Source organism: Sporosarcina sp. P17b (assembly GCF_002743115.1).
Classification (GTDB): Bacteria; Bacillota; Bacilli; order Bacillales_A; family Planococcaceae; genus Sporosarcina; species Sporosarcina ureae_C.
Genome location: NZ_PDYP01000001.1, coordinates 222081 through 247562 on the forward strand (window position 1 = coordinate 222081; position 25482 = coordinate 247562).

Sequence of the window (25482 nt, forward strand, 5' to 3'; positions counted from 1 at the left end):
AGAACGGAGGAATATATAGTGGATGCCGCTCAAAAGTTTTTAACATTGCTCCAACAGACAGGTCTAACAGATGATCAGTTAATGAACTATTTTCAAAATGGTGAGTTGAATCGTGTCACCGTACAGAAGAAATCAAGAGTGTGGAAATTCAACATTACATTGGATAAAGTGTTGCCGATTGATGTTTTTCAGTTTATGCAACAACGCGTTCATGAATCGTTTGCTGCGATAGCGAATGTTCATCTTGAAATGGAAGCAAGAAACAACGAAGTAAACGAACAATTAATTATAGATTATTGGCCAATTATAATTGATGAATTAGCAGATATATCTCCCCCTTTGCGTCAATGTTTAGTGGGTCAAACACCTAAGATACATGGTGAGAAGTTATTGCTTAATTGCTCAAGCGACTTGGAGTGTCAAACGTTAAAAAACAAATATATCGAAACCATATCAGCCCTGTATCAACAATTCGGTTTTCCAAAGTATATGTTAGATGTTTCAATAGTTGAAAACCATAATGCAGAAGAAGAACGTCAACAATTCCTCTCACAAAAGAAACAAGAAGAGGATGTACTATCCAAGCAGGCCTATCATCAGCTGCAACAACGTGAATCGATGAAAAGTGAACAAGGTGATTCTGATAAAGTACTTGCTCTTGGTACACCAATCAAAGCTAACGAGCCAATCGTTCCAATCCATGAAATACAAGATGAAGAAAGACGTTTGATTATAGAAGGCTTTGTATTTGATGCAGAAGTACGTGAATTAAGAAGTGGTCGTTCTTTATTGACACTGAAAGTAACGGATTACACCGATTCGATCTTAGTTAAAATGTTTTCACGAGATAATGAGGACGCTGAAATCATGAAGTCTTTCAAAAAAGGTATGTGGGTTCGTGCGCGTGGCGGTATACAGAACGATACATTCGTTAGAGACTTAATCATGATGGCGCAGGACATTGCGGTTATTCCAACAATTGAACGGAAAGATAAAGCTCCAGATGGGCAGAAGCGTGTGGAATTACATGCACATACTTCCATGAGTCAAATGGATGCAGTCGTTTCAGCTTCAGCTTTAGTTGCTCAAGCAGCCAAGTGGGGACATCCCGCAATTGCCATTACCGATCATGCGAACGTACAATCTTATCCTGACGCGTATAATGCAGGTAAAAAGCATGGTATAAAAGTGTTGTTTGGTTTAGAAATCAACTTGGTCGATGACGGTGTGCCAATCGTTTATGAAGAACAACACCGTTTGCTAGAAACAGATACGTATGTCGTATTCGACGTTGAGACTACAGGTTTGTCAGCAGTCTACGACACAATCATTGAACTGGCGGCTGTGCGGGTGAAAGATGGGGAAATCATTGATCGCTTTGAACGTTTTGCCAATCCGCATCATCCGCTGTCTTCTATCACTACCAATTTGACAGGTATTACAGATGACATGGTTGAAAATGCACCCGAAGTTGAAGATGTCATGGCAGAGTTTATAGACTTTATAGGCGATAGTGTGTTGATTGCTCATAACGCTTCATTCGATATGGGCTTCTTTTATGCTTCATGTAAGCGCGCGAAGATTGAAACTGTAGCTTATCCTGTTATCGATACGTTGGAACTTTCGCGATTCCTATATCCAGAACTACGAAATCATCGTCTAAATACGTTAGCTAAAAAATTCGATATTGAACTAACACAACATCACCGTGCTATATACGATACAGAAGCTACAGCACATCTATTTTTGCGTTTATTATCAGATGCACAGGAAAAAGGGATCGAGTGGTTAGATGATCTTAATAAAAACATCGGTGAAGGAGATGCCTATAAGCGGTCAAGACCTTCACACTGCACGTTGCTTGCAACAGACAATGAAGGGTTAAAAAATCTATTCAAGCTCGTATCTATATCGCATATGGACTTCTTCTATCGGGTGCCACGTATCCCTCGTTCGTTGCTCGTAAAGTATCGAAAAGGCATAATAGTTGGTTCGGGCTGCGATAAAGGTGAAGTGTTTGAAGGTTTAATGCAAAAACCGATGGAAGAGGTAGAAGAAATTGCGAGTTTCTACGATTACCTAGAAATTCATCCGAAGCCAGTCTACTCTCATTTACTTGAACTCGATTTGATTCGCGATGAGTGGAACCTCGAAGATATCATGCGTAAGATGATTAAGCTTGGTAAGAAAACTGGCTTGCCCGTTTGTGCTACGGGAAATGTTCATTATTTGGATGAAACTGATGCAACCTATCGCCAAGTACTTGTTCGTTCACAGGGTGGGGCGAATCCGTTGAATCGGCACTCTTTACCTGAAGTTCATTTTCGTACAACAGATGAAATGTTGAAGGAGTTTGAGTTTTTAGGTGAAGATGTAGCAAAAGAAATCGTGGTTGATAATCCGGTGAAAATAATGGAGCGTGTAGGTGACGTCAAACCAATCAAAGATGACTTATATACTCCTACAATCGATGGTGCGGAAGACGAAGTGCGAGATTTAACTTACTCTATGGCACATCAAATATATGGAGAAACATTACCTGAAATTGTTGAAGCCCGTATCATAAAAGAATTGACTTCTATTATTGACAATGGCTTCTCAGTTATTTATCTTATCTCACATAAGCTTGTCAAAAAGTCCTTGGATGACGGCTACTTAGTTGGTTCGCGTGGATCAGTCGGTTCTTCATTTGTTGCAACGATGATGGAAATAACAGAAGTAAATCCCTTGCCGCCACATTATGTGTGCCCATCTTGTAAGACATATGAGTTCTTCGACGACGGTTCAGTTAGCTCAGGTTATGACTTGCCGGATAAGGAATGTCCAAATTGCCAGACAATGTTTAAAAAGGATGGTCAAGATATACCATTCGAAACGTTCCTTGGCTTTGCCGGTGATAAAGTTCCAGATATTGACTTGAACTTTAGTGGTGAGTATCAGTCACACGCACATAACTATACTAAAGAATTATTCGGTGAAGATTATGTATTTCGTGCAGGGACAATTGGGACAGTAGCTGAAAAAACTGCTTACGGATATGTTCGAGGATATATGAATGATAATGATATCCAAATGCGCGGTGCTGAAATCGATCGGCTTGTGCAGGGCTGCACAGGTGTTAAACGAAATACTGGACAGCACCCTGGTGGTATTATTGTTGTACCGGATACAATGGACATCTTTGATTTTACACCCATTCAATTCCCGGCCAATGATCTTGAATCCAGCTGGAAAACGACGCATTTTGATTTCCACTCCATCGATAATAACTTATTGAAATTAGATATTTTAGGACATGATGATCCGACGATGATCAAAATGCTAGAAGACTTGTCTGGCATCGATGCGTTAACCATACCGCCCGACGATAAAGGTGTTATGGAATTATTTAGCGGCACGTCTTCACTTGGTGTCACAGAAGAACAAATTGATTGTAAAACTGGGACGCTTGGTGTGCCGGAATTTGGTACTCGGTTTGTACGTCAAATGTTGGAAGAAACAAAACCATCTACGTTCTCCGAGTTGATCCAGATATCGGGATTGTCACACGGCACCGATGTTTGGCTGGGGAACGCTCAGGAATTAATCCAAAATAAAACATGTCAACTGTCAGAGGTAATCGGTTGTCGTGATGATATTATGGTGTATTTGATCTATCAGGGTCTAGAACCTTCGCTTGCATTTAAAATAATGGAGTCAGTTCGAAAAGGTAAAGGGCTAACACCTGAATTTGAAGAAGCAATGAAAGAAAATAAAGTACCTGCTTGGTATATCGGCTCATGTAAGAAGATTAAGTATATGTTCCCGAAAGCTCACGCAGCCGCATATGTTTTAATGGCACTTCGAATCGCTTGGTTCAAAGTCCATCATCCTATCATGTACTATGCGACATACTTTACCGTTCGTGCGACTGACTTCGATTTAGTGACGATGTGTAAAGGTTCAGCAAGTATTCGAGCGATGATTAAAGAGATCAATGCTAAGGGATTGGATGCACCTCCAAAAGAAAAGAACTTAGTAGTTGTTTTAGAGATTGCACTTGAAATGGTCGAGCGAGGATTTACATTTGCTAAACCCGACCTCTATAAATCAGATGCAACGCAGTTTATTATTGAAGGTAATAAATTAATTCCACCATTTAACTCGATTCCGTCACTCGGAACGAACGTTGCGAAGACGATTGTTGAAGCAAGAAAAGATGGCGAGTTTTTATCGAAAGAGGACTTTCAGAAGAGAGGCCGTGTTTCTAAAACAGTAGTTGAGTATCTAGATAATCTTGGTTGTATGGAAGGAATGCCAGAAGCGAACCAATTATCCCTATTCTAATGGGCTCGTGGCGGTTGCTTCAGTTGCATTGTAAAAGGCCATGTGATACGATTAAAACAACTTTTGCTATACGTCTTGCGGAAAAGAGTGGGGCTCCCCGCTCTTTTCTGTTGTTATTTTGAATTTCGGGAGGGATACCATTTGAGTAAAATTACAGAAGAAGTCGAACAGTTGGCAAGACCGATCGTTGAAGAATTGGGTCTTGAGCTGGTTGATGTTGAGTTCTTAAAAGAAGGTAGCGATTGGTTTCTACGCGTCTACATCGATACGCCGGAAGGTAACATTGACATAGATCAATGTGCGGCTGTTAGTAATAAGCTAAGCGAGGAACTGGACCGTGTGGACCCGATTACGCAAAATTACTTCCTTGAAGTGTCTTCTCCCGGAGCGGAAAGACCATTGAAAAAAGATGAAGATTTTGAAAAAGCCGTAGGCCAATATGTGTTCATCAAAACTTATGAACCGATTGATGGAATGAAAGAATTCGAAGGCTACTTACTCGGATACGGACCGGACCATGCAAAAGTGGAAATACGGATCAAGACAAGAAAAGTACTAGTAGAAATCGATAAAACAAAAATTGCTTTAGCGCGACTGGCGATTGACTTTTAAAAACAAAAGCGCAAAGAACCATCTAGCCTCGACAGGCGTTGGAGAAATTCCCACAAAGGCGCTTTTTGCCTTTATGGGAATTTCGAAGTGACCCCTGGTTCTTGAAGCTAGATGTAAACAAAAGCACAAACACCGTCTAGTCCTGTGCTAGCGACTAAATCACCATGAGTAATGACAATCGGAATGTAGGAGTGATGAACATGAGTAGTGAGCTACTCGAGGCATTGACAGCTCTTGAACAGCAAAAAGGTATATCAAGAGAAGTAATAGTTGATGCGATTGAAGCAGCGCTTGTAACAGCGTACAAACGAAATTTTAACCAGGCGCAAAACGTCCGTGTTGATTTGAACTTAAATAAAGGCACTATGGCTGTCTATTCAAGAAAAGACGTAGTAGAAGAAGTGGAAGATGATCGTTTGCAAATTTCATTGGAAGATGCACAAATGATTAATCCAGTCTATGAACTAACAGATGTCGTCGAAGAAGAAGTTACACCACGTGACTTTGGCCGTATTGCTGCGCAAACCGCTAAACAAGTTGTGACACAACGTGTACGTGAAGCTGAACGCGGTTTGATTTATGAAGAGTATATCGACCGTGAAGAAGATATCGTAAACGGAATCGTAGAGCGTATGGATCCGAAAAACTTATTCGTTGGATTAGGAAAAGTGGAGGCTGTATTGCCGACAAGCGAACAGATCCAAACAGAAAACTATGCTCCGCACGATCGCATTAAAGTGTATATTACAAAAGTCGAAAGAACAGCACGCGGACCGCAAGTGTTTGTTTCTAGAACACACCCAGGGCTACTACGTCGTTTATTCGAACTTGAAGTACCTGAGATCTATGATGGAACAGTGGAAATTAAATCGATTGCACGCGAAGCCGGTGATCGTTCGAAAATCTCTGTTTACACAACAAATGAAGAAGTAGATCCGGTCGGTTCTTGTGTAGGTTCAAGAGGGGCGCGCGTACAATCTATTTCAAATGAATTAAATGGCGAAAAAGTGGACATCGTAGAGTGGTCAGAAGACCCTGTAGTCTTCGTTGCAAATGCTCTAAGTCCTTCTAAAGTAATTGATGTACAAGTAAATGAAGAAGAACGCTCGACAACAGTTGTCGTGCCGGATTACCAACTTTCATTAGCTATCGGAAAAAGAGGGCAAAATGCAAGATTGGCTGCTAAATTAACAGGCTGGAAAATCGACATCAAAAGCGAAACTGACGCTAGAGAATTAGGGATCTATCCTCGTGAAGAATCTCTTGCAGTTCTAGTAGAAGAACCTGAAGTCGAAACAGATGAGTTCTTGGAAACATACGAGTATGAAGAAGAAACACCTGTTGAAACAGCTGAAGACTTTGATTTATACGCAGATGAAGACAAAGAAGATTGATTTGGAAAGGATTGCATGCTGATGTCGAACAATCGGAAAATCCCTTTGCGTAAATGTGCAGCGACTGGTGACATGTTACCTAAAAAAGAAATGATACGAATTGTCCGTACGAAAGAAGGAGAAGTATCCGTAGATTTGACAGGAAAGAAGTCAGGCCGCGGTACATATGTTTCTAAAACGGAGGATGCCGTGGAGAAAGCACGTAAGCAACACTCATTTGAACATCAATTGGGAGTTAAAGTACCGGAACAAGTCTACGATGACCTTTTACATGCAATTCGACGAGAGGCAATCAAATGACAAAAGATCCGACAGAAATATATCAACTGCTAGGTATGGCTGCCCGTGCACGTAAAATTGCAACGGGTGAAGATTTAGTCGTACAGGCGGTTCGTTCAGGTGAAGCACATCTGGTCATCCTATCAGGCGATGCATCAAAGAATACAATGAAGAAATTAACGAATAAATGTATTACGTACAACGTTGAGAAGCATGTATTTGGAAGTCGTGAAGAACTGGGGCATGCAATTGGAAAAGAAGCCCGAGTTGTCTTGGCACTAACAGATAAAGGATTCGCAAAAAAAATATCCGAGCTACTCAACGATTATAACCGGGGGTGGGCTAATGACGAAAATGAAAGTACATGAATATGCCAGATCAATAGGAAAAACAAGTAGAGATCTTGCTGAAGAATTACTTAAGAGTGATATTGTGATTAAGAGCCATATGGAAGAACTAGATCCAGTTTCAATTGCAAAATTAGATGAAAAGTTTGGAGACCTGAAAAAGCCTGAGGTAAAAACTGCTACAGTTAAGCCGGCGAGCAAGCCAGCGAACCAAAGAACAGATCGTCCAAGCAATACAAACAAACCAGCCTCAACACAAGGTACTAATCGTCCTGCTAGTAACCAAGGCGGATCGAACCGACCATCATCAACACGTCCACAAGGGCAATCTACATCAGCTCCAAAAACGGGTAGCACTCCGCCACCTCGTCAAGCACAAGGCGGCGGACCACGTCCAGCTGGTGGAGGCGGTCGTCCAGGCGGCGGTCGCGGTGGAAGACCACCAGCACGCGGAATCAACCAAGGGCGCCGTAGATATCGTCCGGCAGTACCAGCACAAAAGGTTGAAATACCTTTACCGGATAAAATCACATTTTATGAATCATTGTCAGTTGGCGAGCTAGCTAAAAAGTTAGGTAAAGAGCCTTCCGAGATCATTAAAAAGTTGTTCATGCTTGGGGTAATGGCTACCATTAACCAAGAATTAGATAAAGATGCAATTGAATTGATTTGTGCTGAATACGAGGTTGAGGTAGAAGAAGAGATCCGTATTGACGTAACAGACTTGGAGATCTACTTCGAAGATCCTGAAGAGGAAGAAGAAGTAGCAGGCGAGTTGACAGAGCGACCACCAGTCGTCACTATCATGGGTCACGTAGACCATGGTAAAACAACATTGCTTGACTCGATTCGTGACACTAAAGTAACTCAAGGTGAAGCGGGTGGTATTACTCAGCATATTGGTGCATACCAAATAACAGCTAATGGCAAGAAAATCACATTTTTAGATACGCCAGGTCACGAAGCTTTCACAACAATGAGAGCACGTGGTGCAAAAGTCACAGACTTGACAATCTTAGTTGTTGCAGCGGATGACGGTGTAATGCCGCAAACGATTGAAGCGATCAATCATGCGAAAGCTGCTGAAGTTCCAATCATTGTAGCAGTTAATAAAATGGATAAACCAGCAGCAAATCCAGACCGCGTCATGCAAGAATTGACTGAACACGGTTTAGTCGCAGAAGATTGGGGCGGCGACACCATTTTCGTTCCGATTTCCGCACTAAAAGGTGAAGGAATTGAACAGTTACTTGAAATGGTTTTACTAGTTGCAGAAGTAGGAGAATTTACTGCGGATACATCTATTAGAGCTAGAGGAACTGTAATTGAAGCGCAGCTCGACAAAGGTAAAGGTTCAGTAGCTACATTGCTTGTACAAAATGGTACATTACATGTAGGAGATCCAATCGTTGTCGGAAATACGTATGGTCGTGTACGTGCAATGGTCAGTGACCTTGGACGTCGCGTAAAAGAAGCAGGCCCATCCACACCGGTAGAAATTACTGGATTGAGTGATGTTCCATTTGCAGGAGATCGTTTCGTTGTGTTTAAAGATGAAAAGACTGCTCGTCAAATCGGGGAAACACGTGCCGGAGAAGCTCTTCAAGAACAACGCGTAGAAAAAACTCGTGTGACACTTGATAACTTATTTGACCAAATGAAACAAGGTGAAATGAAAGAATTGAACTTGATTGTTAAAGCAGATGTACAAGGTGCGGTTGAGGCAATGGCGGCTTCTCTAATGAAGATCGAAGTTGAAGGCGTTAACGTTAAAATCATCCACACTGGTGCAGGTGCTATCAATGAGTCCGATATTTCATTGGCTGCTGCGTCCAACGCAATCGTTATTGGGTTTAACGTACGACCTGATACCAATGCAAAACGGGCTGCGGAAGCAGAAGGCGTAGACATCCGTCTACACCGTGTCATCTATAAAGTAATTGAAGAAATTGAATCTGCTATGACTGGATTACTTGATCCTGAGTATGAAGAAAAGGTAATTGGTCAGGCGGAAGTTCGTGAAACATTTAAAGTATCGAAGATCGGTACGATTGCAGGAAGCTATGTAATCGATGGTAAGATCTCTCGTGATGCTGGCGTTCGTGTATTACGCGATAACATTGTAGTCTTTGAAGGCGAACTTGATACATTGAAGCGTTTCAAAGATGATGCAAAAGAAGTCGCAAAAGGCTATGAATGTGGAATTACCATTAAGAAATTCAATGATGTCAAAGAAGGAGATATCATCGAAGCGTACATTATGGAAGAAATCAAGCGAGTATGATTGTTTACGCGGAATGTTCTTTCTACATCCCGTCAGCAGCTTCGTTAAAAGATAAACGATCAGTGCTGAACCGGATGAGAGATCGGGTGAAAAATTCCTATAATGTATCTGTTGCAGAAATTGATCATCAGGATTTATGGCAACGTACCACTTTTGCTTTAGTTGCTGTTGCATCTTCGAAAGACGCAGCAGAACGAGAAGTAAGACGTGCGATTCGTCTGTTTGAATCCAATCCTGATTGGGAAATGACCGCGTGTACAGTTGACTACTTATGAGCGAAGAACGAGGTGAATTGCCATGTCAGTGCGTGCTAATCGTATAGCTGAACAAATGAAAAAAGAATTGGGCGATATCATCGGCCAAAAACTTAAAGATCCACGTATCGGTTTTGTAACTGTTACGGGTGTAGATGTTACTGGAGACTTGCAACAAGCGAAGATTTTCATATCTGTTTTAGGGACAGATAAAGAAAAGGAAGATTCGTTACTTGGGCTCTCTAAAGCGAAAGGTTTCATACGATCAGAAATTGGTCAGAGAATTCGTTTGCGTAAAACACCTGAAATCGAATTTGAAATCGATGAATCAGTTGCTTACGGTAACCGGATCGAAAGCTTAATCCGCAAAGTAAATGATGAAAACGAACAATAAACATGAGGAGGAAGTTCATAGTCGCTTACGCGGTATGGCTTCCTCTCTTCTTACATAGAGCAAGTATTTCTGAATGAATTTAGGAAGAAGGGATAGGATGAACGGGATTTTGCCTTTATGGAAAGAGAAGGGCATGACATCGCATGACTGTGTCTTTAAACTTCGGAAAATATTAAAGACGAAAAAAGTAGGTCATACCGGTACGTTGGATCCTGAAGTAGAAGGCGTTTTGCCCATCTGCATAGGAAGAGCTACAAAAGTGGCTTCTTATATTACCGATGCGGGAAAAGAATATATTGCTACTGTATCGATAGGCCGCTCAACAGAAACTGAGGATGCGCAAGGTGAGACGGTCGCTAGTGATTTGACACATAAGGAATTCTCGAAGAAGCAAATTATGGAAGCACTAGAGCAATTGACAGGGGAAATTACACAAATCCCTCCTATGTACTCAGCGGTAAAAGTAAACGGCAGACGACTGTATGAATACGCGCGGAAAGGCATCGAAGTAGAAAGACCGATTCGTAAAGTGCAGATCGATCAAATCGATTTATTGGATGAGAAACAATCGTTTACTGGTGAAGAAGTGACATTTTCCATTAGAGTACGATGTGGAAAAGGAACTTATATTCGAACGCTAGCAGTGCAAATTGGTGAACTTCTCGGATATCCAGCACATATGCATTCTTTAATCCGTACCGTTTCGGGTAATTTTAATGAATCCCATTGTAAAACTTTAGCTGAAGTAGCGCAAATAATGGACCAAGGACAAGTGCAGACCATCTTGCGTCCTATCGAAGACGTGTTGACTGAATTTCCACAGCTAGAACTGGAAGAATCTTTAGTAGAATCCATACGAAATGGTCAAGTGCTCCCAGCAGTACCACTGCTCAACGATCACCCTTCCATCATGATGATGTTCGAGGGTCGCGTATTGGCGATCTATCAAAACCACCCAACAAAGCCTGGATTAATGAAACCAGAAAAAATGCTACTGGCTAGTGAGTAAGGAGAGATAGAAATGGAAATCTACAGATTACGATATCCAGATCAGGTAGAAATTGAACAACAACATGCTTATTCTTTAGCTATTGGATTTTTCGACGGTGTACATAAAGGACATCAGGAAGTCATCCGTAGTGCAAAAAAAGTTGCAGATGAATTAGCGATAAAAACGGCTGTCATGACATTCGATCCTCATCCATCGCAACTCTTTTCGGGAAAGAATATTGGCTATATTACACCGGCTGAAGAAAAAAACCGAGTACTCGAGTCGCTCGGAGTGAATGCGTTATTCATCGTTAGCTTTGATTGGGAACTGGCTAGTCTTTCGCCGCAAAAATTCATAGACATCTTTATTAAAGGACTCAATGTTAAGCATGTGACGGCAGGATTTGATTTTACGTTCGGTTCGAAGGGTTTAGGTACGATGAAAGACATGCAGGAACTGTCAGAAGGGAAGTACGGCACTACGGTCATTTCTAAAGTAACATTTAATGAAGAATATAAAGTCTCATCGACTGAAATTCGACAGTTGTTATCTAATGGTGATGTAGAGGCCGCAGCAGTGCTTCTTGGGCGGCCATTCCGTACATTCGGTGAAGTGATACATGGTGAAAAAAGAGGGCGTCAATTGGGTTTTCCTACGGCTAATATTCAAACAGCTGAAGAACATATCGTTCCCGCCAATGGGGTATACGCTGTGCGTTGTCTAATCGGAGATACCTGGTATCGTGGAGTTTGTAATATGGGCGTGAAGCCGACATTTCATGATCCAGAACATCGTATTCCTACGGCTGAAGTACATCTCCTTGATGTAAACATGGATCTTTACGGACAGCAAATAGCGATTGAATGGCTACACCGCATACGTTCAGAACAAAAATTCGATTCGCTTGATGCATTGAAAACACAAATTGGCAAAGACAAACAAACGGCAAAGGACTTATTAATCGACTAGTTGGTTGTTGCAACTGACATAATGCCGTGATATGATACAATAGTGTTCAATACACGAACCTCTTCTTGGCAACACGAGTCACCAACGTTTGCTCGGGAGACGGGGATACTTTTATTTAGGAGGTGAAAAGGATGGCTATTACACAAGAGCGCAAAGCTGAATTGATCAACGAATTCAAGACTCATGAAAATGATACTGGATCGGCTGATGTTCAGATTGCTATCCTTACTGAAGAGATCAACAACTTGAACGGCCACTTACGTACGCACAAGAAAGATCACCACTCACGTCGTGGTTTGTACAAAATGGTTGGTACACGTCGTCGTCTATTGAGATATCTACGTGAAACTAACGTTCAACGTTACCGTGATCTTATTGCATCACTTGGCTTACGCCGTTAATAAGACTGAAAAGCGGGCTTTGCCCGCTTTTTTCTATGGACTAAAGATAATATATTTCGCATAAATGTGTCACTTTTGATACACTATTACTAATTACATACTAGATGTAGAAAGTTTTACAATAGAGAGGAGTTCTACAATGTCAGAACAGAAAAAAGTTTATACACTCGATTGGGCTGGACGTACGCTAACAATCGAAGCCGGCCAACTTGCAAAGCAAGCTAATGGTGCTGTGCTCGTTCGTTATGGCGAAACAACAGTACTTTCTACGGTGACTGCTTCTAAAAAGCCGAAGCCTTTAGATTTCTTCCCCCTAACAGTAAATTATGAGGAACGTATGTACTCAGTAGGTAAAATTCCGGGTGGATTTATTAAGCGTGAAGGGCGTCCTTCAGAAAATGCGGTATTGACTAGTCGATTAATTGACCGTCCAATTAGACCTTTATTCCCAGACGGCTTCCGTAATGATGTTCAAGTTATTTCACTTGTTATGTCTGTAGATCAGGATTGTTCATCTGAGATTTCGGCAATGATCGGTTCTTCATTAGCTCTTTCCATTTCGGATATTCCATTTGATGGTCCGATTGCAGGTGTTCAAGTAGGTCGCATCGATGGAGAATTCATCGTTAATCCTACACCTAGCCAACTTGAAACATCTGAAATTGATTTGGTCGTAGCAGGAACAAAAGATGCAATCAACATGGTAGAAGCAGGAGCTAAAGAAGTGACTGAAGATATCATGCTAGAAGCAATTATGTTTGGTCATGATCAAATTAAGAAATTAGTCGAATTCCAAGAAATGATAATAGCTGAAATCGGTAAGCCAAAGTTTGAGATTGAGTTATTCGAATTGGATACAGACATCAGTAAAGAAGTGAAAGATCGTTGTGAAAAAGAATTAATAACAGCGATACAAACTGAAGAGAAGCATGCACGCGAAGAAGCGATCAATGAAGTGAAAGCATCCGTTCTTGAGCATTATACAGAAATCGAAGCAGATGAAACTACAATCAAGCAAGTGAAAGCAGTTCTAGAGCAAATGGTGAAAGATGAAGTACGCCGTCTGATTACAGTCGACAAAGTACGCCCAGATGGCCGTGGACTTGACGAAATACGTCCATTATCTTCTGAAACGGGTCTACTACCTCGCTCTCACGGTTCCGCATTATTCACACGTGGACAAACGCAAGTGCTAAGCGTATGTACATTAGGTGCGCTTGGTGAAAACCAAATTATTGATGGTATAGGCTCAGATGAGTCTAAGCGCTTCATGCACCATTATAACTTCCCAAACTTTAGTGTTGGGGAAACAGGACCAATTCGTGGTCCTGGCCGTCGTGAAATTGGTCACGGTGCGTTAGGAGAGCGAGCGTTGCAGCCTATGCTTCCGGATGAAGTAGAATTCCCTTACACAATGCGTCTCGTTGCAGAAGTATTGGAGTCTAATGGTTCTTCTTCACAAGCATCGATCTGTGCCTCTACAATGGCTATGATGGATGCTGGCGTACCACTTAAAGCACCAGTAGCAGGAATTGCTATGGGCTTGATCAAAAAGGATGAAGATTATTCTATTCTGTCGGATATTCAAGGAATGGAAGATCATTTAGGCGATATGGACTTTAAAGTAGCAGGTACAAGTAAAGGTATCACTGCACTTCAAATGGATATTAAAATCGACGGATTATCTCGTCAGATTTTAGAAGAATCTCTTGCGCAAGCAAAAATCGGCCGTATTAAAATTCTTGATCATATGTTGACAACAATTTCTTCAACACGTGAAGAATTGTCTGAATATGCACCGAAAATTATAGTGATTCATATTAAACCAGACAAAATCCGTGATGTAATCGGACCTGGCGGTAAAGTAATCAATAAAATTATCGAAGAAACTCAAGTGAAAATCGATACAGAGCAAGACGGAACGGTTTACATCTCGTCACCAAACTCTGAAATGAATGAGAAAGCTAAGAAGATGATTGAAAATATCGTACGTGAAGCAAAAGTAGGCGAGTACTACTTGGCAAAAGTTAAACGTATTGAGAAATTTGGCGCATTCTTAGAAATCTTCCCTGGCAAAGATGGTTTGCTTCATATTTCTGAAATTCAAGAAGCACGCACGAAAGAAGTGGAAGATGTACTTAAATTAGATGATGAGCTATTTGTAAAAGTAATTGAAATCGACAGACAAGGTCGAGTCAATCTTTCACGTAAAGTAGTCATTCTAGAAGAAAAAGAAAAAGAACAAGCTAGCAAAGAGTAATCAAATGAATTATTCAAAAAGCCTCTTCCTGCACAAGTTGCGGCGAAGGAGGCTTTTTGTACTTTACATAAGGAGTGAAGTCTATGATACAAAAGTATAATTGTTCAAATGGTGTTCGTATTATTCATGAAAAGATGCCCCATGTACAGTCCGTAGCGATCGGTATTTGGGTACATGCAGGTTCAGCAAATGAAACAAAAGAGCAAGAGGGAATCGCTCACTTTATAGAGCATATGCTATTTAAAGGAACAGATACAAGAAGTGCGCGAATGATTGCCGAACAATTCGATCAGATTGGAGGCGATCTTAACGCGTTTACTTCTAAAGAAATGACTTGCTATTACACTACAGTTTTAAGTCATCATGCCTCATACGCACTGACTGTTCTAGCTGATATGTTTTTCCATTCAAAGTTTAAAGAAGAAGAGATGGAAAAAGAAAAATCCGTCATATTAGATGAAATTTCTTCAGTTGAAGATATGCCTGACGAAGATGTAGATGAAAGATTATGGGAAGCAATGTTTCCGGAAGATCCAATTGGAAGACCGGTAGGGGGACGAATCGAAACCATCAAGTCTTTCACAAAAGAAATGGTTGAACAATTCATGGTGAAACACTATCGACCTGAAAACTTGGTCATTTCGATTGCGGGAAATTATGATGAACGATTGATTAAATTGATTGAAGCAAACTTTGGAAATTATCAAAGCAAGGAACAAGCTCCTGTTTTATTGCATGAAGAAAGAGTTCCGAATTTCACTGCTCAACAAATTATCAAAGCAAAAGATATTGAACAAGCTCATGTCTGTTTTGGTTATCCGTCCTTACCTTCTACTCATGATAAAATTTATGAGTTAAGTTTATTCGATAGTATACTCGGGGGAACCATGTCTTCTAGATTGTTTCAGGAAGTCCGAGAAAACCGTGGACTGGCGTATTCGGTATACACCTATTATGCTGCATATGAAAACGCTGGTTCCTTTGTGATTTATTGTGGAACTTCTCCTGAGAACTTCGAAGAAACCTATCGTACAATCGATCAAGTTATAGGTGAAGTGCTACATGATGGTTTGACAGATAAAGAGTTAAGAAATGCTAAGGAACAGCTAAAAGGTAGCTTTGTGCTCGGTTTAGAAAGTTCTGAATCACGCATGTATAGAAATGGTCGCAATGAATTAGTGCTTGGTAAGCATCAAACAATTGAACAAGTGGTCAATCATATTGAAAACGTTGAAAAGCGAAGTGTCTATCGACTTGGCCAGCAAATGTTAGAAAGTAAACGCGCCACATCAATTATCGCGCCTAAAACCAATATTCAGCAATTTAAAAAACTACAGAACTAGTCGACTTCTCGCTTCCTACACATAAGATGATAGAGATCTAATATGAAGGAGGACTTCCATGCGATTATCAGAGCTGGCACAAAAAGAGCTGATACAAGTAGAAGAAGGTATGAGATATGGCTTTCTAGCAGAAACAGATTTACTTTTTGACCGTAAAACTGGAGCCATTATTGGATTTGAAATCCGCAAAAAGTTAGGAAAAACACTTTTTCGGCAAAAAGATCAGAATATTATCGAATACATTCCGTGGCATGAAATTGTGCTGGTAGGCGAAGATCGAATTTTATTTGGAAAAACGCATGAACTAAACAAAAAGGAGGTAGAAGGCTATGACTAAATGGCTTGTAGTAGGCACAGATCAACGGTTGCGGATAGCGAATGAACTATTAGTGGAATCGGGAATTGACAGTGTGTATATTTCAACGGATACCTTTGACGACCAGTTGAAGAAGATTCTGTTAGAAACAAAGCCAGATTGTCTTCTACTTCCGTTGCTGTCGATGAAACAAAGCATACCCGTCGACTATTTGAAAGAAGGCTCTTCTGTTTATTCTGGCAATACGTCTGCGGTATGGAGACAAGAGCTAGTTGAAAAAAGCATTCGGCATACTAATTATTTGGAAAAAGAACAGTTCATTTGGAGAAATGCTCAATTGACTGCAGAAGCCTTCGTCCATATTTTTTATGAGCAAACGAAGCGGCAAATTGCAGGTAAGCATTTTTATATTGCGGGATTTGGAAGGGTTGGCAAAGCAATTGCGCATACATTGCACCAATTGCAAGCTACTGTCACTGTAGTTGCCCGTTCAGAAGAACAGTTAGCAGAAGCAGGAGTACTAGGTTATAACACGCTGCAGCTGAATGAAACGACTATGTTCACAAACGGCTACTTAGTGAATACGGTTCCAGCCCAGTGGCTAGATATAAAACAAAGTGGTTCTGTGCCTGTTTTTGATGTGTCTTCAGCACCTGGGTGCCTAAAGCAGGGAGATTCCTCTGAATACTATACAATACACCTCAAATTGCCTGGGAAGCACTTTCCTAAGGACGCGGCAGCTGTCTTGGTTGACGCGGTTTTGAGAATGAGTATAGACGAAAGGGGAACTAAATGCTCAAAGGAAAACGAATCGGATTAGGAATCACTGCTTCACACTGCACGTATGACCAATTACTTCCAATGATTCATTCTTTACAAAAAGAAGGAGCGATCGTTGTTCCAATCATTACACATTCAGTCCTCCATGCTGCTACACGTTTTGGTACAGGTGAAGAATGGATCAAACGAATAGAAGAGGCGACAGGAGAGAAAGTAGTGACGAGTATCGTTGAAGCAGAACCATTCGGTCCGTCCAATCCACTTGACTGCATGGTTATTTCGCCACTTACAGGTAACTCAATGAGTAGATTCGCCAATGCTGCTACTGATTCACCAGTATTGATGGCAGCAAAAGCGACTTTGCGAAACGGAAAACCGGTAGTACTCGGAATTTCGACTAATGATGCACTAGGTCTCAATGGCATGAATCTTATGAAGTTATTAAATATGAAACATGTCTTTTTTATTCCGTTCGGTCAAGATGACTGTATAAAAAAACCGAACTCTTTAATATCGGACTTCTCATTACTACCTACTACTGTGGCTTCTGCAATACAAAGCAAACAATTGCAACCCTTACTAATAATTCATAATAATGCATGAAAATAGATTTTTAAATACCGCAAAATATGTTATAATTCGTTCAATAACAATTAACGAGACGTGGACATTACCAACTGTCCCAAATAATACTTGTTAATCATTGAAAGGAAGATATAGATGAAGAATGTTAATGTTGCAATTGTCGGCGCAACGGGAGCGGTAGGAACAAAAATACTTGAGAAATTGGTGGAACGTAATTTTCCTGCAACTTCGATTAAGTTACTTGCATCCAAACGTTCGGCAGGCAATGAAATCAAAGCAGGTGGAAAAACGTACATTGTACAAGAAACGACACCGGATGCTTTTGAAGGTATTGACATTGCATTCTTTAGTGCAGGTGGGAGTATCTCTGAAAAGTTTGCACAAGATGCAGTGAAAAGTGGAGCAGTAGTAATTGATAATACAAGTGCATTCCGTATGGACCCTAACACACCGCTCGTAGTTCCTGAAGTGAATCCTCAAGAATTACAGAATCATTCAGGAATCATAGCGAACCCAAACTGTTCTACAATTCAAATGGTAGCAGCACTTAAGCCTATTAAAGATCAATATGGTCTTAGCAAGCTGATCGTATCTACTTATCAAGCAGTTTCAGGCGCTGGTGTTGAAGCAATAGAAGAATTGGAAGAGCAGAGCAAACAGTTTGTGAATCGTAGTGAAATAGAAGCGGAAGTATTACCTTCGGCTTCAGCAAAGAATCATTATCCTATTGCGTTTAATGCAATTCCACAAATTGACTCATTTGACGAGTCTGGCTATACATTGGAAGAACTAAAGATGATCAATGAAACGAAGAAAATCTTTGGTGATCAAAATATGGCAGTTGCAGCTACCTGTGTCAGACTTCCTGTTGTGTCTGGACATTCGGAATCAGTTTATATTGAAATCGATCAAGAGAATGTCACGGTTAAAGATATCCAGTCATTGATGGAAAATGCGCCGGGTATTGTACTTCAAGATGATCCAGCTTCACAACTATATCCGATGCCACTTTATGCAGAAGATAAGGATGAAGTATTTGTCGGAAGAATCCGTAAAGATCTGGATAACCCTAAAGGCTTCCATCTCTGGATCGTATCCGATAACTTATTAAAAGGTGCTGCACTGAACTCTGTACAAATCGCTGAGGCACTTATCAAATAAATCGTATAGGCGAATCAAGAATGCTAATGAAAAGGAATGATCTATGTGCAACTTGGAAATATAGGAACAGCAATGGTCACTCCTTTTTCTCCTGACGGTATGATTGATTACGCTCAAACAGCAACTCTGCTTGAGCATTTGATTGCGAATGGGACAGATTCTGTCGTCGTCAGTGGTACGACGGGTGAGTCACCCACGCTTACTGTCACTGAGAAGAAGGAATTACTGGATTTTGTAGTGAAAGTAGTGAATAAGCGTATACCTGTAATTGCAGGTACAGGGTCAAACAATACAGCTGAATCAATCGAGCTGACGAAGGCTGCTGAGCTATCAGGAGCTGACGGGATCATGCTTGTGACGCCTTACTATAATAAACCTGACCAAAAAGGTATGTATGCACATTTCTCAACGATTGCGCACGTTACGGCATTGCCTATTTTGCTTTATAATATTCCAAGTCGCTCCATCGTCAATTTGCTTCCCGAAACTGTTATAGCATTATCAAAAATCGATAATATCAAAGCGATTAAAGAAGCAAGTGGAAACTTAGAGCAAATGGCGGAAATCATTGAAGGAACCGCTGATGATTTTGAAGTATACAGTGGTGATGATGGATTGACATTACCTTTGCTTTCAATTGGCGGTAGAGGGATTATTTCAGTTTCTTCACATGTTGTAGGCAATGAAATGCAGAAAATGATCCAAGCTTTCCAAAATGGTGACACAAAAGAAGCCGCTGACATTCATCGTTCATTATTACCGGTATTTCGGGCATTGTTCTTAACACCGAATCCAGTACCCGTAAAATATGCGTTGGAAAAGATAGGCGTAGCAACAGGTGGTGTTCGGTTACCACTTGTTGAAATGGACGCAAGTGAAGCGGCAATGATTGACATTGCACTTGAAAATTTTGAAAAAAGAACACGGATTCTGTAATAAACAAAAGCCGGACGACCAATCCGGCTTTTTTTGTTTGTACAGAACACCTACTATCTCGTATAATGGGGTTTAGTCGTTGTGGGCGGGAATAGAATATAGGAGGAAACAATGTGACGAAAATACAAAATGAATTAATTAGAGTGATTCCACTAGGTGGAGTAGGAGAAGTCGGGAAGTCCATGTACGTCGTTGAAATTGACGATGAACTATTTATTATGGATTCCGGATTAATGTTCCCTGAAACGGAAATGCTAGGTATTGACTTCGTAATACCTGATATGACATATCTGGAAGAAAATAAAGATCGGGTCAAAGGAATCTTCCTAACGCACGGTCATGAAGATGCAATTGGATCAATTGCATACTTATTACAAAAAGTACAAGCACCTGTCTACGGTACAAAGTTGACATTAGCGTTAGCGAAAGAACATTTAAAGAAAATGCCAGCACCATCTAATGTTAGATTCTTTGAAGTGACAAGCAAAAGCCGCATGAACTTCAAGCGCACGCATGTGACATTCTTTTACACAACTCACAGCATCCCTGATTCTCTAGGGATTGTATTCCACACAAGTGAGGGCGCAATCGTCAATACAGGTGAGTTTAAATTTGACCAAGCAGCAAAAGGCAAATATCGCCCTGATTTTGCGAAAATGGCTACACTTGGTGAAGAAGGCGTCTTTATCTTGATGTCCGATTCTACAGAAGCAGAGCGTCCAGGTTATACGACATCTGAATCTGTGATTGTAAAACGACTTTCTAAAACGTTCCACGAAGCACAAGGTAGAATTTTAGTGGCGTTGTATGCATCTAACTTTATACGGATTCAACAAGTACTAGATCAGGCGGCAGCTAAGAAAAAGAAAGTTGCAGTTGTTGGTAAAAGTTTGGAGAGCTACTTTGAAGTCGGATTGAAATTAGGTTATTTACAAGTAGAAGAAGATGTAGTCATTCCAGTGAAAGACATGGAAAAATACGATGATCAAGATATCGTTATTATTGTAACGGGTAACCAAGGTGAGCCACTTGATGCTTTGGAGAAAATCGTTCGTAAACATCATAGAGAAATCAATATCAAAAGTTCAGATACGGTATTGATCACATTCACACCTTCTCCTGTCATGGAAACTTCCATGTACAAGATGATGAATGAACTAGCTAAAGCTGGAGCGACTGTACTGACGTCCACACGCAATGTACACGTATCCGGTCACGGTTCAGCTGAAGATTTGAAAATGATGCTCAACTTGATGCAACCGAAATACTTTATTCCAATTCAAGGTGAATACCGTATGTTAATTGCACACTCCAAACTTGCTCAAGAAGTGGGTCTACCTAAAAACCGCATCTTCATCGCGGATAAAGGAGACATCGTTGAATTCAAGAACGAAAAGCTTCGTATGGCAGGTAGAGTTCAGGCGGGCAATGTTTTGATTGATGGTATTGGTGTAGGAGATGTAGGAAATATCGTATTGCGCGACCGCAAGCTTTTATCACAAGATGGAATCTTTACAGTCGTTGTAACTTTGAATCGAAAACAAAAACGAATTGCAGCAGGTCCTGAAGTCGTATCTAGGGGCTTTGTGTATGTTCGCGAATCAGAAGAGTTGTTTGAAGAAGCGACGAAATTGATTACGAAGATTGTTGAGAAATATGTGAATAAAGAAACGTTTGAATGGACAAACATTAAACAAGAGATCCGCGAAACATTAAGTTCGTATTTATATCAGCAGACAAAACGTCGTCCGATGATTATTCCAATCATCATGGAATACTAATCTATACCGTTTGTTGACGATTTAAATAACAATTGGATTTCCATGCCTTCCTGGCTGGAAATCTTTTTTTCAGAAAGGGGGTTGGCAAATGGCAAAAAAACGAGCTAAAAAGAGAGCACCCGCTAAGAAAAAACAACAGAAAAATCAGCAAAGTCAAATGCAACCGCTCTGGTTTGAAATACTTGGTGTTGTATTGATTGGTATTGCGATAATTATGATCTTTGAATTCGGCATCATAGGCCAAGGTTTATCGGCATTTTCCCGATTTTTATTAGGTAATTGGTATGTAGCATTGCCATTTTTGATTATAGTGCAAGCCTTGATCTTTATGGTTAAGAGACAGATCGGTGGATATAAGCACCGAATAGTTATCGGCTGCTTATTTATTTTAGGAAGCATGTTGCTATTTAGTCATGTACATTTATTTCAAACATTGTATGAAAGTAAAGTATTGATGTCGAATTCTGCACTTAAGGAAACATGGAAAGTCCTCATTACCAATGATGGGATCCATGATCAGACAGGGACGCTCGGTGGCGGCATGCTAGGCGCTGTGCTGTTCGCGATGTTTTATTCATTAGTGGATTCCTCGGGCGCTACTGTAGCGGGCGTGTTGCTACTGCTCATTGGTATTATCCTGTTGACAGGAAAAGCACTGATTCCATTTTTGGTGGAGCAAACACCTATCTTTATTGGTGATATAAAAAAGAAGTGGGCAGCTCGTGAAAAGAAAACTGTTAAGTCTCCTGAAGAAAAGAGAAAAGAAAGTGCTCGGACCAATAGGAAGAGTAAGCCTAAAGTTGAAAAGCCTGCTGAAACGCAAACGGTTCAAGAGTATATAGAACCTGCTAGTGAACCGATTATTTCTAGTTTCACAGCCAAAATAGAAAAAGCCGCAGAACCGCAACATACAGAAGAAATAAAAACACAAGCGAATGAAACACCTGCGATAGATCCTAAAGATCCTGCAGCAGATTATCCAGTAATGGGTGGAGAACAAGAAAATGAAGCGTATATTTTACCATCAACTAATCTACTAGAGCCGCCTGTAACGAGCGATCAGTCTGGTGAATATGATTTGATTCAGGCGAACGCAAAGAAACTCGAGAAAACGTTCCTGAGCTTTGGAGTCAAAGCGCGCGTGACACAAGTCCATCTCGGACCAGCAGTCACCAAATATGAAATTCTGCCTGATACGGGTGTAAAAGTAAGTCGTATTGTTAGTTTGGCGGATGACATTGCATTGGCATTGGCGGCTAGTGGCATTCGTATTGAAGCACCTATCCCTGGTAAATCAGCGGTTGGGATTGAAGTTCCAAACAATGCAGTGGCAATGGTTAGTTTACGTGAAGTGCTCGAATCAAAAGAAAATAGTCCACCGGGTGCCAAGTTGCTTGTAGGTTTAGGCCGTGACGTGACTGGACAAGCGATGATGACTGAACTTAATAAGATGCCACACGTATTAATTGCTGGGGCAACAGGTAGCGGTAAGAGTGTCTGTGTCAACGGCATAATTATGAGTATCATCATGCGAGCAAAACCGCATGAAGTGAAAATGATGATGATTGATCCCAAGATGGTAGAGCTGAATGTCTTTAACGGGATTCCACATTTATTGGCACCGGTAGTCACAGATCCAAGAAAAGCGGCCCAAGCATTACAACGTATTGTGTCTGAGATGGAGCGTAGGTATGAATTATTCTCCCATACAGGTACTCGAAATATTGAAGGGTATAACAATCACATTGAACAATGGAATGAAGATCATGACGAGAAACACCCACGCATGCCGTATATCGTCGTCATCGTCGATGAGCTGGCAGACTTAATGATGGTAGCGTCAAGTGATGTTGAAGATTCCATCACGCGTTTGGCACAAATGGCAAGAGCCGCGGGTATTCATTTAATTATCGCTACACAGCGTCCAAGTGTGGATGTGATCACGGGTATCATCAAAGCGAATATTCCTTCTCGGATTGCATTTGCCGTATCATCTGCCATCGATTCGCGAACTATTCTAGACGGTGGCGGTGCAGAGAAGTTATTGGGTCGTGGAGATATGTTGTTCCTTCCTGCTGGCGCTTCAAAACCGACACGTATACAAGGCGCATTTGTGTCGGATGAAGAAGTAGAAGCGGTAGTGAATTTCGTGATCGAGCAACAAAAAGCTCAGTATCAGGAAGAGATGATTCCAACTGAAGTAGAAGTGTTAGCACCGCATGAAGAAACTGACGATTTATATGATGAGGCGGTACAGATGGTAGTAGATATGCAGACTGCTTCCGTCTCCATGATTCAGCGGCGGTTCCGTGTCGGCTATGCCAGAGCTGCACGTATTGTGGATCAAATGGAAGCACGGGGAGTCGTTGGACCGCCTGAGGGCAGTAAACCAAGACACGTACTACTCACTAAGTCTGAGTTCGAAATGTAAGGATTCATTCGTCTTTATTTTGATTAGTCAAAGTTATTCGTGATTATGGCTAGATATTTCCTTCTACCTAAGTAAATGTTATAGTGAAGGTAGAAGGAAATTATCATTTTGGGCTATTGAAATAGAGTGTGACATTCAATAGTAAGCAGAACAGAAAGCGTTATCATACTATGTAACGTGCAAGGTAATGGAATTTTGAATAGTCTAATCAAATGATTATTTTTAAAACGAGATTCCAGATATAAAGTAATGTTGCGGGGTATAAGACGTATAGCGTCCTAACATAATACCAAAATTATCAAGGGGAGGTCATTATTGATGAAAAAAAGAAAGTTTGGTCTAGCAATGTCTTTGGTGCTAGCCGCAGGTACGATGTTAGCAGCATGTGGCTCTGACGATAAAGGCAAAAACGATGCAGGTGAAAAGCCAGCAACGGGAGATAGCGGTGAGAAAAGCGAATTCTCAGTTGCTATGGTTACTGACGTTGGAGGTATCGATGATAAATCATTCAACCAATCTGCATGGAAAGGTGTAAGAGAATTCGGGGAAGATCAAGGATGGGAAAAGGGAACTGGTGGATACGATTACCTTCAGTCAACTGGCCCAGAAGATTATACAACAAATCTAAATAACTTGGCTCGTCGTGATTTCAACTTAATTTACGGAGTAGGTTTCTTGATGGAAGATGCAATTGAAGATATTGCAGCTCAACAAAAAGATACTCAATTCTCAATTATTGATGGTGAAGTAGATGCTCCAAACGTAGCTAGCATCCTCTTTAAAGAACAAGAAGGAGGATACTTAGCTGGGGTGGCAGCTGGATTAATGACAAAGTCAGATAAGGTTGGTTTCATCGGCGGTATGGACAATCCTGTAATCGAGCGTTTTGAAGCTGGATTTCTTGAAGGCGTAAAAGCAGTGAAGCCTGAAATTAAAGTAGACTCAAAATATGTAGGTGCGTTTGATAAAGCAGAACTTGGTAAAGCTGAGGCAGGCCGTATGTATTCTTCAGGCGTAGATATTATTTTCCACGCTGCTGGTGGAACAGGCAACGGTGTATTCTCAGAAGCAAAAGAGCGTAAGCAAGCAGATAAAGATGCATACGTTTGGGTTATTGGTGTAGACTCTGACCAGTATGAAGAAGGTAAAGTTGGAGATGACAACGTTACACTAACATCTATGTTGAAGCGTGTTGACGTAGCAGTTAAAGACATTGCTGATCTTGCAATGGCTGGTAACTTCCCAGGTGGGGAAACAAAAGTATATGGTCTTCAAGATGATGGTTTAGGTCTTGCTGATTCACGTGGAGCGATTCCACAAGACGTGTTGGATCAAATTGATGAACATGCACAAAAAATTGCAAATGGCGAAATTGAAGTACCTGAGTTTGTAGAAAAGAAGAAATAAGGTCATTAAACAGATGAAGGCCGGTTTCATATCCGGCCTTCATTTCATTAAGTTAATAAAATAAAGGTTCTTAGTATTTGCTCTGGAACTTTTATTTTATTAATTTCTAAGATTAATAATAAAATATACTAAATAATATCGGCAGGCTATTTATTAATAAATAGCAACGCTTTCAACTTTTCATATAGGGGCTTTATCACGTATTATTGAAGATAAGAATTGTGTTGTTTT

21 protein-coding genes are annotated in these 25482 nt (G+C 40.8%); all 21 read left to right on the forward strand.

From position 1 onward, the window contains the following. Positions 1 to 18 precede the first annotated feature (18 nt). The 21 genes from CSV76_RS01145 to CSV76_RS01245 all read left to right on the forward strand — a co-directional run bounded on the left by CSV76_RS01145 (position 19) and on the right by CSV76_RS01245 (position 25251). Positions 19 to 4326 (forward strand): PolC-type DNA polymerase III, encoded by a 4308-nt coding sequence (locus CSV76_RS01145; RefSeq protein ID WP_369823261.1) that lies wholly within the window; start codon positions 19 to 21, stop codon positions 4324 to 4326. Positions 4327 to 4467: 141 nt separating this feature from the next. Next, entirely contained in the window at positions 4468 to 4938 is a 471-nt protein-coding gene (rimP, locus tag CSV76_RS01150) for a ribosome maturation factor RimP (protein WP_085428676.1), read from the forward strand. A 200-nt stretch (positions 4939 to 5138) separates the two neighbouring features. Continuing rightward, on the forward strand, positions 5139 to 6332 hold the full coding sequence (gene nusA, locus CSV76_RS01155) for a transcription termination factor NusA (protein WP_099624515.1): 1194 nt from the start codon (positions 5139 to 5141) through the stop codon (positions 6330 to 6332). 21 nt (positions 6333 to 6353) lie between these two features. Next, positions 6354 to 6632, forward strand: coding sequence for an RNase P modulator RnpM (rnpM, locus tag CSV76_RS01160; protein WP_085429111.1), 279 nt, complete (start codon positions 6354 to 6356; stop codon positions 6630 to 6632). After that, positions 6629 to 6979, forward strand: coding sequence for a YlxQ family RNA-binding protein (locus tag CSV76_RS01165; RefSeq protein ID WP_099624516.1), 351 nt, complete (start codon positions 6629 to 6631; stop codon positions 6977 to 6979). The genes rnpM and CSV76_RS01165 overlap by 4 nt, the downstream gene beginning before the upstream one ends. Beyond that, positions 6957 to 9242, forward strand: a complete 2286-nt coding sequence (gene infB / locus CSV76_RS01170) for a translation initiation factor IF-2 (RefSeq protein ID WP_099624517.1) — start codon at positions 6957 to 6959, stop codon at positions 9240 to 9242. The genes CSV76_RS01165 and infB overlap by 23 nt, the downstream gene beginning before the upstream one ends. Continuing rightward, positions 9239 to 9517: a DUF503 domain-containing protein gene (locus tag CSV76_RS01175; RefSeq protein WP_085428680.1), complete on the forward strand. Its 279-nt coding sequence runs from the start codon at positions 9239 to 9241 to the stop codon at positions 9515 to 9517. The genes infB and CSV76_RS01175 overlap by 4 nt, the downstream gene beginning before the upstream one ends. Positions 9518 to 9539: 22 nt before the next feature. Continuing rightward, positions 9540 to 9890: a 30S ribosome-binding factor RbfA gene (gene rbfA / locus CSV76_RS01180; protein ID WP_029053165.1), complete on the forward strand. Its 351-nt coding sequence runs from the start codon at positions 9540 to 9542 to the stop codon at positions 9888 to 9890. A 97-nt stretch (positions 9891 to 9987) separates the two neighbouring features. Continuing rightward, positions 9988 to 10899: a tRNA pseudouridine(55) synthase TruB gene (truB, locus tag CSV76_RS01185; RefSeq protein ID WP_085428681.1), complete on the forward strand. Its 912-nt coding sequence runs from the start codon at positions 9988 to 9990 to the stop codon at positions 10897 to 10899. 12 nt (positions 10900 to 10911) lie between these two features. Next, positions 10912 to 11850: a riboflavin biosynthesis protein RibF gene (gene ribF, locus CSV76_RS01190; protein WP_099624518.1), complete on the forward strand. Its 939-nt coding sequence runs from the start codon at positions 10912 to 10914 to the stop codon at positions 11848 to 11850. A 131-nt stretch (positions 11851 to 11981) separates the two neighbouring features. Continuing rightward, positions 11982 to 12251 carry a 30S ribosomal protein S15 gene (gene rpsO, locus CSV76_RS01195; protein ID WP_029053162.1) on the forward strand — a complete coding sequence of 90 codons (270 nt, stop codon included), beginning with the start codon at positions 11982 to 11984 and terminating at the stop codon, positions 12249 to 12251. Positions 12252 to 12390: 139 nt separating this feature from the next. Further along, positions 12391 to 14511: a polyribonucleotide nucleotidyltransferase gene (gene pnp, locus CSV76_RS01200; protein WP_085428683.1), complete on the forward strand. Its 2121-nt coding sequence runs from the start codon at positions 12391 to 12393 to the stop codon at positions 14509 to 14511. A gap of 83 nt (positions 14512 to 14594) precedes the next feature. Further along, complete coding sequence (locus tag CSV76_RS01205) at positions 14595 to 15854, forward strand: M16 family metallopeptidase (RefSeq protein ID WP_099624519.1); 1260 nt, start codon at positions 14595 to 14597, stop codon at positions 15852 to 15854. 58 nt (positions 15855 to 15912) lie between these two features. Next, positions 15913 to 16191 carry a YlmC/YmxH family sporulation protein gene (locus CSV76_RS01210; protein ID WP_085428685.1) on the forward strand — a complete coding sequence of 93 codons (279 nt, stop codon included), beginning with the start codon at positions 15913 to 15915 and terminating at the stop codon, positions 16189 to 16191. Further along, complete coding sequence (locus tag CSV76_RS01215) at positions 16184 to 16990, forward strand: NAD-binding protein (RefSeq protein ID WP_085428686.1); 807 nt, start codon at positions 16184 to 16186, stop codon at positions 16988 to 16990. Before CSV76_RS01210 ends, CSV76_RS01215 begins: the two co-directional genes overlap by 8 nt. Further along, positions 16963 to 17553, forward strand: a complete 591-nt coding sequence (locus CSV76_RS01220; protein ID WP_099624520.1) for a dipicolinate synthase subunit B — start codon at positions 16963 to 16965, stop codon at positions 17551 to 17553. The genes CSV76_RS01215 and CSV76_RS01220 overlap by 28 nt, the downstream gene beginning before the upstream one ends. A 117-nt stretch (positions 17554 to 17670) precedes the next feature. Next, entirely contained in the window at positions 17671 to 18696 is a 1026-nt protein-coding gene (asd, locus tag CSV76_RS01225) for an aspartate-semialdehyde dehydrogenase (RefSeq protein WP_085428688.1), read from the forward strand. Between the two features lie 36 nt (positions 18697 to 18732). Beyond that, the gene (gene dapA / locus CSV76_RS01230) at positions 18733 to 19632 is read left to right on the forward strand and encodes a 4-hydroxy-tetrahydrodipicolinate synthase (protein ID WP_199173023.1); all 900 of its coding nucleotides are present in this window, start codon (positions 18733 to 18735) and stop codon (positions 19630 to 19632) included. A 113-nt stretch (positions 19633 to 19745) separates the two neighbouring features. Beyond that, positions 19746 to 21413 carry a ribonuclease J gene (locus tag CSV76_RS01235; protein ID WP_085428690.1) on the forward strand — a complete coding sequence of 556 codons (1668 nt, stop codon included), beginning with the start codon at positions 19746 to 19748 and terminating at the stop codon, positions 21411 to 21413. An 88-nt stretch (positions 21414 to 21501) separates the two neighbouring features. Beyond that, positions 21502 to 23844: a DNA translocase FtsK gene (locus CSV76_RS01240; protein WP_099624522.1), complete on the forward strand. Its 2343-nt coding sequence runs from the start codon at positions 21502 to 21504 to the stop codon at positions 23842 to 23844. Between the two features lie 318 nt (positions 23845 to 24162). Further along, entirely contained in the window at positions 24163 to 25251 is a 1089-nt protein-coding gene (locus CSV76_RS01245; protein WP_085428692.1) for a BMP family lipoprotein, read from the forward strand. Positions 25252 to 25482 lie beyond the last annotated feature (231 nt).

What these genes read in the sequence shown, in the direction of transcription:
- CSV76_RS01165 (WP_099624516.1), top strand. Translation starts at nt 6,629, where the DNA reads ATGACAAAAGATCCGACAGAAATATATCAACTGCTAGGTATGGCTGCC.
- CSV76_RS01215 (WP_085428686.1), top strand. Translation starts at nt 16,184, where the DNA reads ATGACTAAATGGCTTGTAGTAGGCACAGATCAACGGTTGCGGATAGCG.
- nusA (WP_099624515.1), top strand. Translation starts at nt 5,139, where the DNA reads ATGAGTAGTGAGCTACTCGAGGCATTGACAGCTCTTGAACAGCAAAAA.
- rbfA (WP_029053165.1), top strand. Translation starts at nt 9,540, where the DNA reads ATGTCAGTGCGTGCTAATCGTATAGCTGAACAAATGAAAAAAGAATTG.
- dapA (WP_199173023.1), top strand. Translation starts at nt 18,733, where the DNA reads ATGATCTATGTGCAACTTGGAAATATAGGAACAGCAATGGTCACTCCT.
- CSV76_RS01240 (WP_099624522.1), top strand. Translation starts at nt 21,502, where the DNA reads ATGGCAAAAAAACGAGCTAAAAAGAGAGCACCCGCTAAGAAAAAACAA.
- asd (WP_085428688.1), top strand. Translation starts at nt 17,671, where the DNA reads ATGAAGAATGTTAATGTTGCAATTGTCGGCGCAACGGGAGCGGTAGGA.
- CSV76_RS01205 (WP_099624519.1), top strand. Translation starts at nt 14,595, where the DNA reads ATGATACAAAAGTATAATTGTTCAAATGGTGTTCGTATTATTCATGAA.
- rpsO (WP_029053162.1), top strand. Translation starts at nt 11,982, where the DNA reads ATGGCTATTACACAAGAGCGCAAAGCTGAATTGATCAACGAATTCAAG.
- ribF (WP_099624518.1), top strand. Translation starts at nt 10,912, where the DNA reads ATGGAAATCTACAGATTACGATATCCAGATCAGGTAGAAATTGAACAA.
- pnp (WP_085428683.1), top strand. Translation starts at nt 12,391, where the DNA reads ATGTCAGAACAGAAAAAAGTTTATACACTCGATTGGGCTGGACGTACG.
- truB (WP_085428681.1), top strand. Translation starts at nt 9,988, where the DNA reads ATGAACGGGATTTTGCCTTTATGGAAAGAGAAGGGCATGACATCGCAT.
- infB (WP_099624517.1), top strand. Translation starts at nt 6,957, where the DNA reads ATGACGAAAATGAAAGTACATGAATATGCCAGATCAATAGGAAAAACA.
- rnpM (WP_085429111.1), top strand. Translation starts at nt 6,354, where the DNA reads ATGTCGAACAATCGGAAAATCCCTTTGCGTAAATGTGCAGCGACTGGT.
- CSV76_RS01175 (WP_085428680.1), top strand. Translation starts at nt 9,239, where the DNA reads ATGATTGTTTACGCGGAATGTTCTTTCTACATCCCGTCAGCAGCTTCG.
- CSV76_RS01245 (WP_085428692.1), top strand. Translation starts at nt 24,163, where the DNA reads ATGAAAAAAAGAAAGTTTGGTCTAGCAATGTCTTTGGTGCTAGCCGCA.
- CSV76_RS01210 (WP_085428685.1), top strand. Translation starts at nt 15,913, where the DNA reads ATGCGATTATCAGAGCTGGCACAAAAAGAGCTGATACAAGTAGAAGAA.
- CSV76_RS01220 (WP_099624520.1), top strand. Translation starts at nt 16,963, where the DNA reads ATGCTCAAAGGAAAACGAATCGGATTAGGAATCACTGCTTCACACTGC.